Here is an 18,704-nt window from a genome sequence, read left to right as displayed (position 1 = left end):
TAACCTCCGCAGGCCGGGGGTTGGCTCATTATTTGCAAATCCGTTTCACAGCAGCGGCAAACTGTCCGATGCCTTCTTCGATTTGGTGCGTATCTGTACGGCTGTATGTGAACCGCAAATAGTTTGGCTTGGAGCCGAGCGTGCTGCCCGGAGCATAGATCATGCCGTTTTGAATCGCTTCTTTGAATAAAGCCTTCTCGTCCCATTCCTCGTTCATTTTGCACCAGAGGTGGATGCCTCCAGCGGGGACTTGAAATTCAATCCATCCGTCCAATTCTTTTTTGAAAGCTCCGATCGTTAAATCGCGCTTTGTTTGCAGTCCGATTCTCAATTGTTTCAGATGATCGTCGAATTGATCGGAAGAGAGAAGCTGCGCGGCAATCCATTGCGGGTAGTTCGGATGACCGAAGTCGATCTGCTGTTTGGCGTCGGTTAAACGATTAATAACGGATTGAGGACCTACGATCCACCCGATGCGAAGGCCGGAAGCTACGATTTTGGAAAGCGAGCTAATGTATAGGACAGCGCCGTCCCGGTCCATCGATTTGAGTGTCGCAACCGGCTGGTGGTCGTAACCGGTAATGCTGTAAGGGTCATCCTCGACAATCGGAATTCCGTATTTCGTCGAGATTTCAATGATTTTCTGCTTTCTCTCCATCGTCATCGTTGTCCCTGTAGGATTTTGAAACGTAGGGTTTAGAAACACCATTTTGATCCGGTTCCGCTTGTATAACGAAATGATGTGCTCGGGGTCGATCCCTTCCGGTTCAGTCGGTAGAAAGTACGTTTTCAGGCCGGCCGAATGAAAGATTGGCAGCGAATAAGCATAGGACGGATCTTCGATCGCGACCGCATCGCCCGGCTTCAATAAGCATTGAATAATAAGGTGAAGGGCCTGTTGGGCGCCCGATGTTATGATGATGGAAGAAGGAGTCGTTTCGATTTCACGGTACTTCTGAAGATGGGCTGAAATGGATTCGCGTAATTTGATATTGCCCTGCAAATGTTCATATCCCAAATACTGGCTAATTTCCATCGAGCGATGAATGCTTTGCAGCAGCGAAATCGGCTGCAAATCCATCGATAAGTCGCCGATCGCAAAATTGATCATCTCATCTTTGCTCTGTATAATGCGGTAAATTTGCTGATTAATCGGATTGTTGATCTGAAAAAAACCGCTCCGCACATACTGCTCCCAATTCGGCACGCGCTTCTGCGGCCCTTCCTCGTACACATCGGGACTCACGATTGTGCCGATCCCTTTAACCCGTTTCACAAGCCCGACCGCATGCAGCTCGTCATAAGCGGAAATAATCGTGCTTCTGTTGACGCCCATTTCGGACGCCAAAAATCGTTCCGAGGGCAGAGATCCGCCCGGCGGATATTCGCCGTTAAAGATTCGGGTTTCCATATAATAGGCAATTTGCTTATAAATGGGCACACCTTCCGCTTTGCTCGGTCTCCATTCCATAGCAGCCTCCAACGATTAAGTTTGATCATTCGCACCGCGATTACGTTCATTATAGCTAAATGTAAGAGAATATTCCACCGATTATAAGCAGCCGGATCCGGTCTGTCTCGATGCAGCGTATGATTCTATGCTTTTGTTCCCGCTTGAGGTGGATGGGAAAAAAACTGCTTTAGTGGATGATCACGGATGGCCGGATTTCCGTCATCATATGGAATATAAGATAACACAAAGCAAGCGAGCGTTACATACTTGGGAAGAAAGGTGTGGATTGATATGCTCTCCATGAAGCAAGAGGATGCAAAAGATGAACCGGCAAGCCGATCCTATGCCAGCTGGCTGGTCGATCTGCACAACAAGGGGCTGCGCTCGAACGGGCTTATCGAAGGCAGCAGGCGCGGAGGAGCCGGACCGACCGACGATCGCGCTTTTGTGATGGGAGAGAGGGCTGTCATGCTCCCGACATTGAACGGTCCCGCACAAACTTCCCCTTATTCGCTGGCGGATACGGAAGAAGGGCTCGTACTCCAATATGAAGGAAAAAGCTTGATGTATCTGGATCCGGTAGCGCGTCCGAAGTTTTACGACCGGACGACAAAAGACGGAATCCCGTACAACAAAATTGCCGTCCTTCACAGCGCCGACGTACTCGCTAGCACCGTCATTCAAAGCTGTATCCGCTGGGCGCCAAGCCAGCGCTGCAAATTTTGCGCAATCGGAAATTCATTGGAATCGGGAAGCACCGTTGCGATGAAAACCCCGCAGCAGCTTGCGGAGGTCGTTCAGGCGGCGGAAGAGCTGGACGGCATTAAGCAAATTACGCTGACGACCGGGACGCCGAACGAAACGGACCGGGGCGCGCTGCACTTGGCCGAATGCGTCAAGGCGATCCGTGAGGTGAGCAGCCTCCCGATCCAGGTGCAGTGCGAGCCTCCCGAGGACGACGGTCTCTACCGGGTGCTTAAAGAGGCCGGGGCTACGACGATCGGACTGCATGTCGAGTCGTTCGACGAAGATGTGCGGCGGACGATAATGCCTTCCAAATCGGGCATCACGCTCGAAACGTACTTCAAAGCATTCGAACAGGCGGTAGCCATATTCGGGAGAAACCAGGTCAGCACGTACGTCATTTTAGGAATGGGAGAAAATGTGGACCGGACGCTGGAAGGCTGCGCGCGTGCGGCAAGGATGGGCGTATACCCGTTCGTCGTTCCGCTCCGCCCATTGCGCGGAACGCTGCTGGAGGATGCGGTGCCGCCGACGAGCGAATATATGGAAAGCGTTTATCGGCAAGTGGCTGCGATATTGGCTGACGAAGGAATTTCTGCGGAGGCGAGCGGGGCGGGATGCGCCAAATGCGGCGCTTGCTCGGCGCTGTCTTCCTTCGAAAAGCTTGCATCTGGAGGGAGCGGCGGCAAATGAGAAATTATGAGGTCAAGCTGGCGGACACCGATCAGGAAGTCGCAGCCGCTCTTCATCTCCGCCGCCAAGTGTTTGTGGAAGAGCAGCATATGTTTCACGCTTCGGATGCGGATGAGCACGATGAAGATTCGATCTTGATCAACATCTGGAAAAACGGGTCGATTTTGACGGGAACCGTACGATGTTATCCCGATAAAAAGGATGCAACCGTTTGGTGGGGCGGCAGGCTTGCCGTCCGCGCGGAATACCGGCTGAGAGGAATCGGTGTATACCTCATCGAGGCGGCCGTCGCGGAAATGAAGCTTCGTCAAGTACGACGCTTTTTGGCCCAGGTCCAGCAGCAAAATGTAAACCTGTTCATTAAATTAGGGTGGAAGACCGTTGGGGATGAATTTTGGTTCCACGACCATCCTCACCAAATTATGGAGGCGGATCTGCATGTGCATGATGCACCAAACCGCAAGCGTTCAAAACAGCCTGTCCAAAGCTGAGACGCCGGCGCACGAGCAAGAGGAATGTATCCATGAAACACCGCTTACGATCGCTTTCGGGCGCAAGGTGTTCAGCGTGCACAATCATGTCGGGCATCTGGACCCGTGGCCGTTTTACGAATCGGAGGAACCGATATCGCCTGCCGACCCCGGGCCGGCGACAAATGAAGAGCTCGATTATTTCATGAAATGCCGCGGCATCGAAAAAACGTTAATTATTCCGAACTACGGCATTCCCGTTCAAGCGCAGCCTTTTTCCCATAATGAGCTCGTCGTCAAGCTGTGCAGGCAGGGGGGCGGGAACGTGGCCGGAGCGCTATGGGTGTCCGGGCTGCCGCAGAACAGCGAACGAACGCAGGTCGCGCTCGCGTTGATGGATGAACCCGGCATTTCGGCGCTGAAAATGAGCTATTTGCTCGGAGGAACGGCGGATCCGCGCAAGTGGGATGAGGCGACGACAAAGCTGCACGAGACGATTTTTCAGGCGGCTATCGAACGGGACATCCCGATTCATTTCCATACGAGCCCGGGCGGAGGCTCCGATATTACCGGATTTTTCGAACTGATCAAACGTTGGGGCAAAGAAATGAAAATCCACCTCGTCCATATGGGCGGCGGGGTAAGCGGACATATCCGGCTTCTTTCGCAATGGAAGGATCTGATCGAAGGAGGATACCGGATTTACATCGATACAAGCTGGGCGATCGGCTTTGCCGTCCGCAAGCTGCTTCAGGAGGTGGATCGTACGGGCATCGGCGCGGACCGGATTATGTTCGGCTGCGACGAGCCGTGGAGCGATTACGAAAGCGAATTTTGGAAAATTCAAGATGCGCGCATCTCCGACGAGATTAAAGAAAGAATTTTTTGGGGCAATGCGCAGGAGATGTACTTTAACAAGTTGGCATAGGGCAATAAAGCGCCCTTTACCATATAAAAAATAACTTTTGGAAGGAAGATGAGCTATGACGGCCAACTTTACGGAAAATGAACTGAGATCGATGAATGAAATTCCTCACCCGTCGCTGCCTGCAGGTACGAGGCTGTACGGAGAAACGAAAGTGTTTCCCGATTACAAGGCCAACCCGGGGGAAAAGTTTCTGGCGCTGATCCACGGTATCGCTCATGAATCCTCTTTGTCTTATGTGGCCGTGCTGCAGGCGATCCGGGCACAGCGCAAAGGTTATGAAACGGCGATTTATTTCTACGGCACCGGCGCGATGAACGCGCTTGCCACCCGGGGCTTCCCGACGGTTGGGAACGCTGCTTTCGGTGGTCAGCTGAATACGAACGAGGGGCTGGCGACCTTTATTAAAGAAGGCGGTAAAGTGTACGTTTGCCGGTTCGGACTCGGACTGCACGGCCTCAGGGAAGAAGATCTGATCGAAGGAACGATTCCCGTACACCCGCTCGACCTGCAGGATTGCTTAATTGAATATTCGCGTGCCGGAGCTTTCATATTGAGCACGTTCCAAATTTAAACGGTTTGATCGGTCGAACCGGGAAAGTGCAGGTGTAGCTATGACTTTATTATTGGAAAAGAGGCAACAGCAGCAGGACAGCTTCGCGGTAACAGCGGAGCTGATCCCTCCCCGCGACTGGAATCCGCGTCCGCTGATCGAGCAAGCGCTGCGGTATAGAGGATACGTCGATGCGGTCGATTTAAGCGATAACCTGCTCGCAATTGCGAGGCTGTCGCCTGTCGTCGGTGCATTTTTTGTACGGCAGGTCGGGATGGAGCCGATTGTGCAAATCAATTTGCGCGACCGGAACCGGATGGGAATTCAAAGCGATCTGATGGGACTGGCGGCAATCGGCGTCAAAAATATAACGATCTTGGGCGGATATCCGGCCAAAGTCGGCACCGAGCCCAGCGCCAAGGAAGTGTACGATTTGGAAACGATGGAGCTGGTTCGTTACGCCCGCAAATTTGCGGATGAGGGGCTGCTCTTTGACGGTACGCGGATGCAGGAGCCGCCCAAATTTACGATCGGCACCGTCGAAAATATTGCCGGCAAGCCGATCAAGGAGCTGATTGACCGTCTGGAAACGAAGGTTGACAACGGAACCGACTTTGTGCGGACCCAGCTCGTCTTCGATATGGACCTGATCGGCGAATGGATGGAGGAGGCGCGGCGCCGCGGATTGCACGAAAGAGCAACGATCATGGCCAGCATTTTGCCTCTTCGCGATGCGGATCATGTCGGGACGGCGCTTAAAATTCCGGGCATCGTCATACCCGATTCGTTCCGTGGTCGGCTCGCCGCTTCCGAATCGAAAGAAGAGGGTTTGGTTATTGCAGCGGAGCTCATTAAGCAGCTGCGGCAAATCGAAGGCATTAAAGGGATCCATATTCGCCCGATCGGCGGTGCGGAGGACAGCGTCAACAAAGTCGTACAGTATGCCGGCCTGCTTTCAAGCCCAAAGATTCCCGCGAGCGCATGAACAATGCTTAACGTCGCTCTTTTCACTTATAATACGAAGCCAAGAGGCGGGGTTGTACACACGCTCGCATTAGCCGAGGCGCTCTGCGCAAGAGGCTGCTCGGTTACCGTCTTTGCCCTCGGACTAGGCGGCTCGACGCAATTTTACCGACCGGCTGCTGTACCGACCCAAGTATTTTCATTTCCTCCCCGCGAGGATGAAAGTTTGGAATCCCGCATACTCCGCTATATTGACACGTATACAGCAGGTATGGAGCAGGAAGCTTTGGACCGGTTTGATATATTCCATGCTCAGGATTGCATTTCGGCAAACTGCTTGAACCGCCTTCAGCAAAAAGGGCTTATTCCTTTCTTTATTCGCACGGTACATCATTTGGACGATTTTGTCACTCCGTCTCTAGTGAGCTGCCAGCAGCAATCGGTTGTAGTGCCCAAAGCTTTAATAACCGTCAGCCAAACGTGGCGACAAAAATTACAGCAGTTGTATGAACGCTCCTCCGCGGTCATCCACAACGGCGTGGATGACCGTTTCTTTCAACCCGATGCAGCCTCTGCAGCGCTTAAAACCTCTCTGCAATTGGAAAACAACATCGTTTTCCTGACTTTGGGCGGCATTGAGCCCCGTAAAAATACGATCGTTACGCTGCAGGCGTTTGCCGAGGTAAAACGGCAGCTTCCGCAGGCGGCGCTTATCATTGCCGGCGGGTCGACGCTGTTTGATTACCGGCCTTACCGGCTCGAGTTCGACCGGATACTGGAACGATTGCCTTCATCGGTGCGCGGCGATATCCGCATCATAACCGCACCCGACGATGCCACGGTTCAGCAGCTGTATCAGCTGTCCGATGTTTACCTCCAGCCTTCTCTGCAGGAAGGCTGGGGACTGGCCGTCCTGGAGGCGATGGCAAGCGGAACGCCGGTCGTTGCCTCCAGCATCGACGTATTCCGCGAATTTTTAACCGATGGATTTAATGCCTGTTTTGCGGATCCCGGCGACCCGACGAGTGTTGCGGCGCACATGCTTCAAACCGTTCGTGACAAGGAGCTGCAAAAGCGGCTCACGACAAACGGAAAACAAACGGCTGCCGAATATTCGTGGCTAACGGCCGCCGACCGTCATATCCATTTTTACAGGAGGATATTGTCCGATGGATGAACTACGCGATCTCGCGGGCCGAATTGTTAACTCGTCCGGATTCATGCGGAAAAAAGATATTCAAATTCCTTTAAAAGCGTTTCATTGGGACCCGGATAAAATGCTCGATCCGATCGGCGATGATGCCGCCGTTATTCCAAACGGCGATGAATATTTGCTTTTATCGTGCGACGGCATCATGCCCGGGCTGGTGCGGGATGAACCGAAGTGGGCCGGATACTGCGCGGTATTGGTAAGCGTCAGCGATATTTACGCTATGGGAGGGCGTCCGACGGCGGTCGTGAATATGCTCAGCGCTCCGGATGGAGAAACGGCCGCCCTTATTGCCGAAGGAATGGCGGAAGGATGCCGCAAGCTCGGTGTCCCGATGGTAGGGGGACATTACTTGCCGCAGGAAGCCGAAGGGGTGGCGACGGCGATTATCGGCAGAGCGGCGCACCTTCTTCGCGGCCCGATGGGAAGAGCGGGACAGTCGCTTGTTATGGCGGTCGATTTGGACGGCAAGCCGTTTAAGCATTACTTGCAGTGGGACTGCACAAGCGCGCAAGAGCCGGAGCAGCTGCAACGTAAACTCGAGCTGCTGCCCAAGCTGGCGCAAAGCGGATGGGCAACGGCAGCGCGGGACATCAGCAATGCGGGGATTGTCGGCACGATTGCGATGCTGGCGGAGAACGCCGGCTGCGGAGCGGTCGTTCATCTGGACCGGATTCCGCAGCCGGCCGCGGTTGAAATGGAGCGATGGCTGCAGATGTTCCCGGGCTACGGATTTATTCTGGCTGTGGATCCGGAGCATACGGATAATGTGACGGCGCTTTTTGCGCAAGAGGGCATTACGGCAGCCGTTGTCGGGGAGCTGACACCGGATACGTCTGTTCGAATCCGCAGCGGAGTGGATGAGGCGGTACTGATCGACTGGGCGGAACAATCGATGGTGGGTGTAATCGTATGAATACAAGTTCGGAACAACGGCCGTTAATGTACAAGGTTGCGGCCGTACAATTCAATCCGGTTCAGGGAGATGCGGCCGGCAACCGGCGCCGTATGGCTAAGCTGCTGCAGGAAGCGGCGGAGAACGGAGCGATGCTGACCGTTTTTCCCGAGATGGCTTCAAGCGGCTACGTCTGGAACGACAGGGAGGAGATTTCCCCCTTTGTCGAAACAATCCCGGGATCGACGACGGAAGCGCTGCAAGCTGTGGCGCAAAAGTACCGCTGCTATGCCGCCGTCGGATTGCCGGAGGTCGATGCCGTAAGCGGAGCCTATTACAATTCGGCTGTGCTCATCGGGCCTGACGGCGTGGCGGGCAAATACCGCAAAACGCACCTGTTTGCCGCCGACCCTAGGTGGGCGCGCGAAGGCAACGACGGCATTCCGGTATTTGCAACGGAGATCGGCAATATTGCGCTATTAATTTGCATGGATGCGATGTATTTTGAGCCTGCCCGGATTGCGGCGCTGCAGCAGGCGGATATCATCGCTTTTCCGACCAATTGGGTCGGAGCCGGAAATAACGAGCCGAGCAACACGTGGCGTTTGAGAGCGAAAGAAAACGGCGTGTACTGGGTCGCTTCCAACCGTTCGGACACGGAAAGAGGCGCCCGGTTCACAGGGGGAAGCGCCGTTATTGAACCGGATGGCGGCGTGCAGCATTCGCTCGTATCCGGTGAGGGCATCGTTTACGGCACGGTTCGGCTTGACGCAGCGGCAAGACAACAGCTTACGAGCGCGCGGAAGCCGGAAGCTTACCAGGAGCTGCTGCTCAGCCCTTATTTGTGGAAAGAAGGCGAGACGCTGCCGATCGGCGCTCCCGCTCCTTTTGAAATCATCGTTTTTCCTTTGGAGAAACCGGAATTCACCGCCGGCTTGCCGGATCGGCTGCACGCGCTGCTGGAAGAAACGGAGGGCCGTCTCACGACAGGGAACCGGTTGTACGTCCTTCCGGAAATTCAAGTGCGCGATCCAGCGGATTCCGCTCAAGCAGAGCGGCTGCTGGCGGAAGTGCAGCTTTTGGCGATACGTTACCAAGGATATATGGCGTTAAGCATAGCGGAGCATACCGGCGCCGTCCGCGATATTTCGGCATATATGATCGGTCCGGAACAGACGGTTGGCCGCTGCCGCCAGGTTCATCGCACAGTCCGGGAGCGGACGGATGACAAGCCGCGTTTGTGCACCTTCGAGCTTCCTTTTGCAAGAGTCGGCTTGTTGACGGAGCACGATGCGGAATATCCGGAATCGTATCGGGTGCTGGCCAAACAAGGAGCGGATATTATCGCGGTTTCCGGGACTGGCATGGGTAGCGGGGGCAATTGGATGAAGCGGATTTGGGCTTTTGAAAATGATGCCGTTATCGCGTATGCGCTGCCGTCGGAAGCGGCAGGCAGCCTGCTGTTTTTGCACCGGCAGCTCGAGATGGAAGGGGGCCCGGGCTCGGGTGATGAACCGCTGATCGGACGGTTTGATCCGGATATGACCGCTGCGGCAAGAAGCAGGCCTTTTATGCGCCGGACGAAACCGCATTTGTATGACCGGCTCGTTATGAAGCTTATCGATTGAATCGATGAAAGAAAGGGCGGGGAGCATGAAGCTGCTGGGAATATCGGGAACGATTATCGGGGAGAAGACGCACGCCGTTGTAAGCCATGTCGTCAGGCAGGCCGCGCTGCTGGATCATGATCTGGAAACGGAACTGTTGGATTTGCGGGATTACGACGTTCAATTTTGTGACGGCCGGAAGATGGAGGCGTATAACGACGATACGCAGGAGGCGGTGAACAAGGTTTTGGCGGCCGATTGCTTTATTATCGGAACGCCGATTTTTCAAGCCTCGTTAGCCGCTCCGCTAAAAAACTTGTTTGATTTGGTGCCGCCGGACGCTTTTCGCCATAAGGTGATCGGGTTTATCGGAACGGGCGGTACATACCAGCATTATCTTGTCATCGAAAATCAATTGAAGCCGATTGCCGGCTATTTTCGAGCGTACACCGCTCCGGATTACGTCTATGCGCACCGGGATCATTTTAACGGAAACAATGAAATTGCGGATCCTTCCGTGCTGGAGAGGATCGAAGCGTTGGCTTCGCAGGTGCTTCATATGTCCCGCGCATTGCGGAAACCGAAACAGTGACGGGGGGAGCGAATCATGTATAAGGCCGTCATAAGCGGAGTCGGCTCCTACTTGCCGGCCAAAAGGATCACGAATGCGGACTTGGAGCAGCTTGTATCGCTTACGGACGATTGGATTGTGAGCCGAACCGGAATCAAGGAGCGGCGCGTAAGCGAAGATAGCGAGGCCACCTCCGACCTGGCATATCCGGCGGCGCTGGAGGCGGTACAGAATGCCGGAATCGATCCGGCCGATCTGGATATGATTGTTGTCGCGACAGAGACGCCGGATCATATTCTTCCTCCGGTCGCCTGTCAAATTCAGCATAAGCTGGGGTGTGGGCACATAAGCGCCTTGGATGTTCATTCCACCTGCGTCGGCTTTTTGTCCGCGCTCCAGATCGCCGAGCAGTACATCAAGCTGGGAACGCACAGGCATATTTTGGTCGTTGGCGCAGATACGTTGACGAAAATAACGGATTACAGCGATCCTTATACGAGCATTCTTTTCGGCGATGGAGCGGGAGCGGCCGTCATCTCGAGAGGCGGGGAGGCCGGGGGAGCGGGCATTATTTCAACGCTGCTCCGTTCGGATGGCGAATGCTTTGGCGCCCTGTTCGTTCCCGGCGGCGGCAGCCGTTACCGCGCTTCGGAGGAACATAAAGCAAAGATGGTTATGGACGGAAGCAAAATATTTAAAACGGCGGTCAATACGATGACGTCGGGTTCGGAAGAAGTGCTGCTAAACAGCGGCTATACGAAGAAAGATGTGGACTGGTTCATTCCCCATCAGGCAAATGGACGGATTATCGACGCGGTCGCGCGCAATCTTTCCGTTCCGGAAGAGAAAATGATTAAAACCGTCCGTTATCTTGGAAACAGCTGCTCGGCGACCATTCCTACTGCGCTTTGTATGGCTGTAAAAGACGGACGAATCAAACGCGGGGATACGTTATTAATGACCGCATTCGGCGCGGGCGCCGTTTGGGGCGCGGCGCTGGTGCAATATTGAGGACGTATTATCGAACGGATAAGACGGCTAAAAGTTGACAAAAGGAGCGTAAAGATTTAATTTATTGATAAATAATCAATAAAGGTGTTGGACAAAAGATGCCGCCACGAATGGATGCGACTCCTTCCCGTAAAGAACAAATTATTGACGCAGCAGTGACGTTGTTCGCCTCTCAAGGCTATTACAAAACGACAACCGCGCATGTGGCAGGTGCGGTCGGCGTAACGCAGCCGTATGTGTTTCATTTTTTTAAATCAAAAGAACAACTGTTTATCGCCGTACTGGAACGGGCGGTGAGCCGGCTGCAGGAAGCGTTCCGGGCCGTTGACGCTCCCAAGGAGCTGATCCTGGATACGATGGGGCAGCAGTTTAACCGGTTGATCGAATCGCACCGGGATGAAATGCTGGTGACGATGCAATCGTTTACGACGTCGGAGCCTGCCATTCGCGATGCGGTAAGGACGCAGTTTTCACACATTTATGAAATCGTTAAAGACCGCCTTGAGCGGGCGGGAGTAAACAATTCCGCGGCCAATGCAAGCATGTTTATCGGCTCGGGAATGATGGTGACATTGTCGGAAGTGCTTGATCTGCCCGAACTGCTGCCTAAATCAAAAAAACCGCTGTAAAAGATAAATGCCAGACGCAGCTCGTCCAAGCGCTGGAAGAAGCGGGATTCGTTCCGCAAATCGGGCAAGTGCATATGATGCAAGCTTTATCTTAAACGGAACGGAATATGATTCGATACGAGTCGAATGGAAGCGTTTGGGGCGGATTCCCTGATAGGGAAGGCCCCTTTTTTTGCGCTTTTTCCGCGTTTTTGCCGCAATGCCGTCAGTTTTTGCCAAAAGCTGGTTCTAAAATCTCATTGACACGTAAAAGAGCGGAATATATTATAAACCCATAAGTTAATGGTAGCGCTTACGCAAACGTTTGCGCAATCGATTTAACTTATTATCATCATGAGCCGACATGAAACTCCTCAATCCCAAATAGTTTGAAAGCGCTAACAATAAAGGGGGTCTTGGATGACGAAACGCAGCAGGCGACAGCATTGGACAAAGGTATAAGCGAGGTTGAAACGGATTGACTACTATCCATCGTGGAGGAAAACAAAGATGATAACGAAAAACGTATTGACTAGTCTGACGGCACGAATACTGGTTATCGCTCTATTATCCGCAATGATCGGGTTACAAGCTCCCGCCTCCGTCGTTCATGCTTCACCCAATACCATTGAAAATCCGAGCTTTGAAACCGGGGACCTAACCGGCTGGACGGTCGTTAGCGGCAGCGCATTCGCCGGCGGGGATGTGGCGGCGGATACCGATTACTGGAACAAGCAGCCGTTCAATCAGCACAATTTCTGGCACATTTGGGGCGGCAGAGGCGACAACTCCAAAACAGGCGTTCTGAAGTCCGAGACGTTTACGCTCGGTGGGAACGGCCTAATCGACTTTTTAATCGGCGGCAACAACGACAATACGAACTTGTATGTCGCGCTTGTCCGCGATTCCGACGGCGAGGAGCTGCTCAAAGCGACAGGCAGCGATACGGACGCCTATTCCCGGGTGAACTGGGATGCTTCGGCTTATGTCGGGACGGTTGTATCTATTAAAATCGTCGACAGCTCGGCAGCGGGCCACATCAACCTGGACGATGTAAATGTGCCGCAGACGGCTTCGCTCAACCAGCATGTGGAGCCGGCTTTGTACAACCACGACTTTGAATTTACCGATTTGAATCCCGGAGAAATTCGCGGCTGGATCAATGTGAGCGGGGATGCGTTCGCCCCAAGCAGTCTGGTGCACGAAGATTACTACAGCCAAGGCGGCAAATTCCATCACGCCGGTACATACCATTTGTGGGGGGCTAAAGACGGCGGCGACGGCGGGACCGGCGTATTGAAGTCCAGCACGTTTACGCTCGGCGGCAACGGCGGCATCGACTTTTTGATCGGCGGCGGCCGGGATATGAACAACCTGTACGCGGCGCTCGTCCGGGCATCGGACGGCGAGGAGCTGATGAAGGCGACGGGAAGCAATTCCGAGGCGTATCAGCGCGTGTTCTGGGATGCCGGGGCTTATCTTGGTCAGGACCTGTACATCAAGCTGGTCGATAATGCGACCGGCGGCTGGGGACATTTGAACGTGGACGACTTCAACGTCTACAACTCCAAATTCGCAGGCGGTCTGATCGGCGAGTGGAAGCTTGATGAGGCAACGGGCACCACGGCAGCCGAAACGGTCACCGGCACTTCCGATCCGGTGTCGTATCACCTGAATAACGGCGTTTACCAGCCTTCGCAGGATCCGCTGTGGAGTAGCGACGGCATCAGCGGCGGAGCGCTGCTGTTCGACGGATATTCGACCTGGATTACACGCACGGCGGACAAGATTCCGGCACCGACGAAAGCGATATCGGTCGAAGCATGGGTCGCGCCGCGAAACTTCGAGCATGGCGACGAGGGGCGGCTGTCCGCAATCGTCAACCAGCATAACCGGGAAGCGAAAGAAGGTTTTATTCTTGGCAATTACCGCCACGGCACATGGGGATTCCAGTTCGGAACGGGCGCCGATTGGCGTGAAATCAAGACGGACAGTCTGCTGCCGCTGGATGAATGGTCCTACGTCGTCGCCACGTACGAAAGCGCGACCGGTAAGGCTGCCCTTTATTTGAACGGCAAGCAGGTGGCGTCGGCCAACTTCCCGGCGGGCGAAACGATTCTGCCCAGTGATACGGACCTGTTGATCGGACGCAACAATCAAGGCTTCTGGCTGTACGGGTTTCAGTTAAACGCATTCAGCGGACTGATCGACGAAGTGAAAATCCGCAACCAGGCGCTTGGAGCGGCGGAAGTCCAAAACGCGTACAACGGCTACTTGAGCGCACTCGGCGGGAACCTGCCAACGGCCAACAACCGGATCGACCGCAGCAAACTGGCCGCCGACACCCAGAGGCCGCAGTTTCATGCCGAGCCGCCGGGCAGCTGGCAAAACGAACCGGGCGGGGCGATCTATTTCAACGGGCAGTATCACGTTTTTTATCAAAGCAATCCGCGCGGTCCGTTCTGGAATCATATCCGCTGGGGACATCTCGTAAGCGACGATATGGTGCACTGGAGAGATGCCAAAGACGCGGTCATTCCGGGCAGATTCGATGTCGATCCCGAAGGCGCGTGGGCCGGCGGCTCGGCGCTTGACGGCAACGGCGTTCCGGTCATCTTCTATACGGCCGGCGACGACCGGCAGTCGCCGAACCAGCGGATCAATATCGCACGCAGCACCTTCCTGCAGGACGGCGACAACGACTTGAACCGCTGGACGAAAAGCTCCAAAGTGATCGTCAATCAAGGGTCGGGCGAGGGCATACCGGGCGAATTCCGCGATCCGTTCGTATTCAAGGACGGGGACACCTGGTTCATGCTCGTCACCTCGGGCAAAAAAGACGGAAGCGGCAACGACGTCGGCGGAACCGCGCTCGTATACTCCACGACGGACCCGACGCTCGAGGGCGGGTGGACGTTCCGCGGCGACTTGTACGTTGGGGATTATGCGGCTTATCCCGAGACCGGAAGGGTATGGGAGCTGCCGAACCTGTTGCCGCTGGGCAGCGGCGGCAAATATATTTTCCTGATCAATCCGGCTAAAATGTCGCGTCAGGAATACCAGTCCCGCTATACGTATTACTGGATCGGCACATGGAACCCGGAAACAGCCAAATTTACGCCCGACGATCCGGAGCCGCAGCTGCTCGATGTGGGCGAACACTTTACCGGTCCGGCCGGAACGGTTACATCTGACGGCCGAGCCGTCATTTACAGCATCGCGCAGGGCAGAAGAACGGCGACGATGGATTACAACGCCGGATATGCGCACAACTTCGGCCTGCCCGTTCACGTTTCGCTGCGTCCGGACGGCAAGCTCGGCGTCGAGCCGATTTCCGAGCTGCAGTCGCTAAGAGGCTCGCAGCTGGTCAACATTACGACGGATACCGGCTTTGATTCCGCCAACACGGTGCTCGGCAGCGTCTATTCCGATATGTACGAAATTAAAGCCGAGATCGATCCGGGATCGGCCAACGAGGTCGGATTCAGCCTGCGCCGCTCGCCGGGAGCGGAGGAAGAGACGATCGTTTATTACAAGAAGAGCTCGAAGGAGTTTTTTGTAAACCGGACGCATTCCAGTTTGAACCCGGATGTGGAAAAGTGGTATCAGGGCGGCGTCGTCAACATCGGATCGGAAAATATTAAGCTGCATATTTATGTGGACCGTTCGATGGTGGAAGCGTATTTGAATGGGTTAAAATCGCTTACAACAAGAGCCTACCCGACGCGCGGCGATGCCAACGGCCTGCAGCTGTGGGCCAATGCCGATTCCAATACGGTTACGGTGAAGTCGCTTCAAGTATGGGCGATGAATTCGGCTTATCCGCTCGTTAATCCGACGGGCGTCACGGTCAATCCGTCCAGCAAGCAAATCATCGCGGGCGACAGCGAGCAGCTGACCGCGATCGTCGCGCCGGCGGGGGCGACGAACAAAGATGTGATCTGGACGTCGAGCAATCCGGCGGTGGCGACCGTCGTGAACGGTAAAGTAACGGCAATCTCTGCGGGAACGGCGACCATTACGGCCAAGACGAGGGTCGGCAATTTCACGGGCACCAGCGCGATTACGGTTACGGCCGAGCCGGCGCACGGCGGACTGATCAATCACGAATTTGACGATCATCTGTCCGGATGGACGATTCTGGGCGGTGACGCCTTCAGCAATTTGGACGTGACGACAGCCAGTGACTGGGGCTGGGGAGGGCCGTTCAACCAAAGCGGCAGCAGCCATTTATGGGGAGTGAAGGACGGCTCCGATCCGCAAACAGGGTCCATGCGCTCGCAAAAATTCATCCTGGGCGGAAACGGTCAGATTGATTTTCTGGTCGGCGGCGGCAACAACATCTACGACCTGTATGTCGCGCTTGTCCGTTCCTCCGACGGCAAGGAGCTGTTCAAGGCGACCGGAGGCGACAGGGAAGCCTATACCCGGATTAAGTGGGACGCATCCGACTACATCGGAACGGAATGTTATATTAAAATCGTCGATAACGCCACCGGAAGCTGGGGGCATCTCAATCTGGACGACGTCAACGTTCCGACGCAGGAGCCTGAAGTCACGAACATTACAAACCCCGATTTCGAGCAGGGCGACTTGACAGGCTGGACAACCGTCAGCGGCAATGCGTTCAGCAACGCGGATGTGACAAGCGATACGGGCTGGGGCTGGGGAGGTCCGTTCAATCAGCACGGAACGTACCACCTGTGGAATTTTAAAGACGGAGGCGACAGCCAGGTCGGCGCCATCAAATCGACGACGTTCACGCTGGCGGGCAGCGGCTGGATCGACTTTCTACTCGGCGGGGGCAATGACCCGGACAATCTGTATGTATCGCTTGTGCGGGCGTCCGACGGGGCTGAGCTGATGAAAGCGACCGGCTTTAATGACGAAGCCTATACCCGGGTTTACTGGGACGCCTCCGCTTATCTCGGGGAACAGGTCTATATCAAAATCGTCGATAACGCGACCGGCGGCTGGGGCCATATCAACACGGACGATTTTCACGTCTATAATACGGCTGCTGATATTACAACCGGCGACCGTTATCAGCAATATCGTCCGCAAGCCCATTTTACACCGGACCGCAAATGGATGAACGACCCGAACGGGCTCGTCTATTACGCCGGCGAGTACCATTTGTTCTACCAGCACAACCCGACGGGCACGACGTGGGGGCCGATGTATTGGGGCCACGCCGTCAGCACCGATCTTGTGAATTGGCACGATCTGCCGATTGCGCTGGAGCCGGATACGAACGGATTTGCCTGGTCGGGCACCGTCGTCGTCGATACGGACAATACGAGCGGCTTTCAAACCGGAGCCGACAAGCCGTTGGTCGCCGTCTATACAAGCGAGAAGGCGGGGGGCCAGGTTGTGAGCGTCGCTTACAGCAACGACAAGGGAAGGACGTGGACCAAATATGGCGGCAACCCCGTCATATCGATGCCTTCGGGACTGACCGTGTTCCGCGATCCGAAAGTGCTCTGGCATGAAGAAACGGGCAAGTGGGTCATGGTTATTTCGGCGGGCGACAGGGTGCGCTTTTATACGTCCCCCGACTTGAATAGCTGGACGTATGCAAACGAATTCGGCAGCGCTGCAGGTTCGCATGGCGGCACATGGGAATGCCCGGATTTATATCAGCTGCCGGTCGACGGCAATACGGGCAACAAGAAATGGGTGCTGACGGTAAGCATCAGCGGCGGGGCGCCGGCCGGCGGTTCGGGAACGCAATATTTCGTCGGCCAGTTTGACGGAACCGACTTTACGAACGACAATCCGGCAAGCACAACGTTGTGGAGCGATTACGGCTCGGACGATTACGCCGCGATTTCCTTCAGCGATGTTCCGGCCTCGGACGGCCGCCGGATCGTGCTCGGGTGGATGAACAACTGGAATTACGCCCAAAGCATCCCGACGTCGATCTGGAGAAGCGCCATGACCGTTCCGCGCGAAGCGAAGCTCGTGACGATTGGCTCCGCCGTGCGGCTTGCACAGACGCCGGTCGCCGAATTTAACGCACTGCGAGGTGCGGGCAGCAGCTGGACGGGTCAAACGATTACGCCGAGCGGCGGCAATCTGCTCTCAGGCGTTTCCGGCAGTGCGGTGGAAATTGTTGCCGAATTCCAAAATAATACGGCTACCGCTACCGAGTACGGATTCAAAGTGCGTAAAGGCGCGGGCCATTCAACCGTTATCGGGTATGACAAAACGAATTCGAAGCTGTTTGTCGACCGGACGGCCTCGGGGGACGCCAAATTTAACAGCACCTTCGCGGCGCGGCATGAGGCCAGTTTGTCGGCGGAAGACAACAAAATCAAAATCCGGATCGTCGTCGACCGTTCCTCGGTGGAAGCGTTCGGCAACGACGGCAAAGCGGTTATCACGGATCAAATTTTCCCGGCGCTTGCGGATAATGGTCTGGAGCTGTACGCGACGGGCGGCAATGTCACACTGAACAGTCTGGCGGTTTATCCGCTCAGCGGCACGTCGGAGCTGGTGAATCACGATTTTGAATCCGGCGATTTGACCGGCTGGACCGTCGTCAGCGGCAATGCATTCAGCGTCGGAGATGTGACAAGCCTCACGAACTGGGGCTGGGGCGGTCCGTTTAAGCAAAGCGGTAAATATCATTTATGGAACTACAAGGAAGGCGGAGACGGCGAGGTCGGGGTGCTGAAGTCGGCAAACTTTACGCTTGGCGGCAGCGGGAAGATCGACTTCCTGATCAGCGGAGGCGACAATATCGGCAGCTTGTACGCGTCGCTTGTCCGCGTCTCCGACGGCGCCGAGTTGCTGAAGGCGACCGGCAGCAACAGCGAAGCGTATTCGCGGGTCATCTGGGATGCGTCGGCCTATATCGGAACGCAGTGCTACATGAAGATCGTCGACAGCAATACCGGAGGTTGGGGGCATATCAATGTGGACGATGTCAACGTGCCGGTGAAAAGCTAACGCTGCAGGGCGGGCGGGTTATTGAACCTGCCCGCTCCGCTGTTTGT

13 protein-coding genes are annotated in these 18,704 nt (G+C 55.1%); 12 read left to right on the top strand and 1 reads right to left on the bottom strand.

Going from position 1 to position 18,704, the window contains the following annotated elements; translation table 11 throughout:
- Positions 1-28: 28 nt before the first annotated feature.
- The gene (pdxR, locus tag VN24_RS25675) at positions 29-1,471 is read right to left on the bottom strand and encodes a MocR-like pyridoxine biosynthesis transcription factor PdxR (protein WP_045672754.1); all 1,443 of its coding nucleotides are present in this window, start codon (positions 1,469-1,471) and stop codon (positions 29-31) included.
- A 273-nt stretch (positions 1,472-1,744) separates the two neighbouring features.
- Here pdxR and VN24_RS25670 point away from each other — a divergent pair, with 273 nt between their 5' ends.
- From VN24_RS25670 to VN24_RS28330, 12 genes are all read left to right on the top strand, one after another.
- Complete coding sequence (locus VN24_RS25670) at positions 1,745-2,890, top strand: MSMEG_0568 family radical SAM protein (protein WP_052703150.1); 1,146 nt, start codon at positions 1,745-1,747, stop codon at positions 2,888-2,890.
- Complete coding sequence (locus VN24_RS25665; RefSeq protein ID WP_045672753.1) at positions 2,887-3,381, top strand: MSMEG_0567/Sll0786 family nitrogen starvation N-acetyltransferase; 495 nt, start codon at positions 2,887-2,889, stop codon at positions 3,379-3,381. Before VN24_RS25670 ends, VN24_RS25665 begins: the two co-directional genes overlap by 4 nt.
- A complete protein-coding gene (locus VN24_RS25660) occupies positions 3,335-4,288 on the top strand; it encodes an amidohydrolase family protein (protein ID WP_238590777.1) in 954 nt (317 codons plus the stop codon). Before VN24_RS25665 ends, VN24_RS25660 begins: the two co-directional genes overlap by 47 nt.
- A 55-nt stretch (positions 4,289-4,343) precedes the next feature.
- Complete coding sequence (locus tag VN24_RS25655; RefSeq protein ID WP_045672752.1) at positions 4,344-4,859, top strand: MSMEG_0572/Sll0783 family nitrogen starvation response protein; 516 nt, start codon at positions 4,344-4,346, stop codon at positions 4,857-4,859.
- Positions 4,860-4,899: 40 nt separating this feature from the next.
- Positions 4,900-5,823 carry a methylenetetrahydrofolate reductase gene (locus tag VN24_RS25650; RefSeq protein WP_045672751.1) on the top strand — a complete coding sequence of 308 codons (924 nt, stop codon included), beginning with the start codon at positions 4,900-4,902 and terminating at the stop codon, positions 5,821-5,823.
- 3 nt (positions 5,824-5,826) lie between these two features.
- Positions 5,827-6,978: an MSMEG_0565 family glycosyltransferase gene (locus VN24_RS25645; protein WP_045672750.1), complete on the top strand. Its 1,152-nt coding sequence runs from the start codon at positions 5,827-5,829 to the stop codon at positions 6,976-6,978.
- The gene (locus VN24_RS25640) at positions 6,971-7,927 is read left to right on the top strand and encodes a sll0787 family AIR synthase-like protein (RefSeq protein WP_045672749.1); all 957 of its coding nucleotides are present in this window, start codon (positions 6,971-6,973) and stop codon (positions 7,925-7,927) included. The genes VN24_RS25645 and VN24_RS25640 overlap by 8 nt, the downstream gene beginning before the upstream one ends.
- A complete protein-coding gene (locus VN24_RS25635) occupies positions 7,924-9,534 on the top strand; it encodes a nitrilase-related carbon-nitrogen hydrolase (RefSeq protein WP_045672748.1) in 1,611 nt (536 codons plus the stop codon). The genes VN24_RS25640 and VN24_RS25635 overlap by 4 nt, the downstream gene beginning before the upstream one ends.
- A 25-nt stretch (positions 9,535-9,559) precedes the next feature.
- On the top strand, positions 9,560-10,105 hold the full coding sequence (locus VN24_RS25630; RefSeq protein ID WP_045672747.1) for an NADPH-dependent FMN reductase: 546 nt from the start codon (positions 9,560-9,562) through the stop codon (positions 10,103-10,105).
- 15 nt (positions 10,106-10,120) lie between these two features.
- Positions 10,121-11,095, top strand: coding sequence for a 3-oxoacyl-ACP synthase III family protein (locus tag VN24_RS25625; protein WP_045672746.1), 975 nt, complete (start codon positions 10,121-10,123; stop codon positions 11,093-11,095).
- Positions 11,096-11,193: 98 nt separating this feature from the next.
- Positions 11,194-11,724, top strand: coding sequence for a TetR/AcrR family transcriptional regulator (locus VN24_RS25620; RefSeq protein WP_148505313.1), 531 nt, complete (start codon positions 11,194-11,196; stop codon positions 11,722-11,724).
- Positions 11,725-12,213: 489 nt separating this feature from the next.
- A complete protein-coding gene (locus VN24_RS28330; protein WP_238590776.1) occupies positions 12,214-18,657 on the top strand; it encodes a GH32 C-terminal domain-containing protein in 6,444 nt (2,147 codons plus the stop codon).
- Positions 18,658-18,704 lie beyond the last annotated feature (47 nt).

This window comes from Paenibacillus beijingensis (assembly GCF_000961095.1).
GTDB lineage: Bacteria > Bacillota > Bacilli > Paenibacillales > Paenibacillaceae > Paenibacillus_O > Paenibacillus_O beijingensis.
The sequence above is the reverse complement of the archived record's forward strand: the minus strand, read 5'-3'. Positions and strand labels throughout refer to the sequence as shown.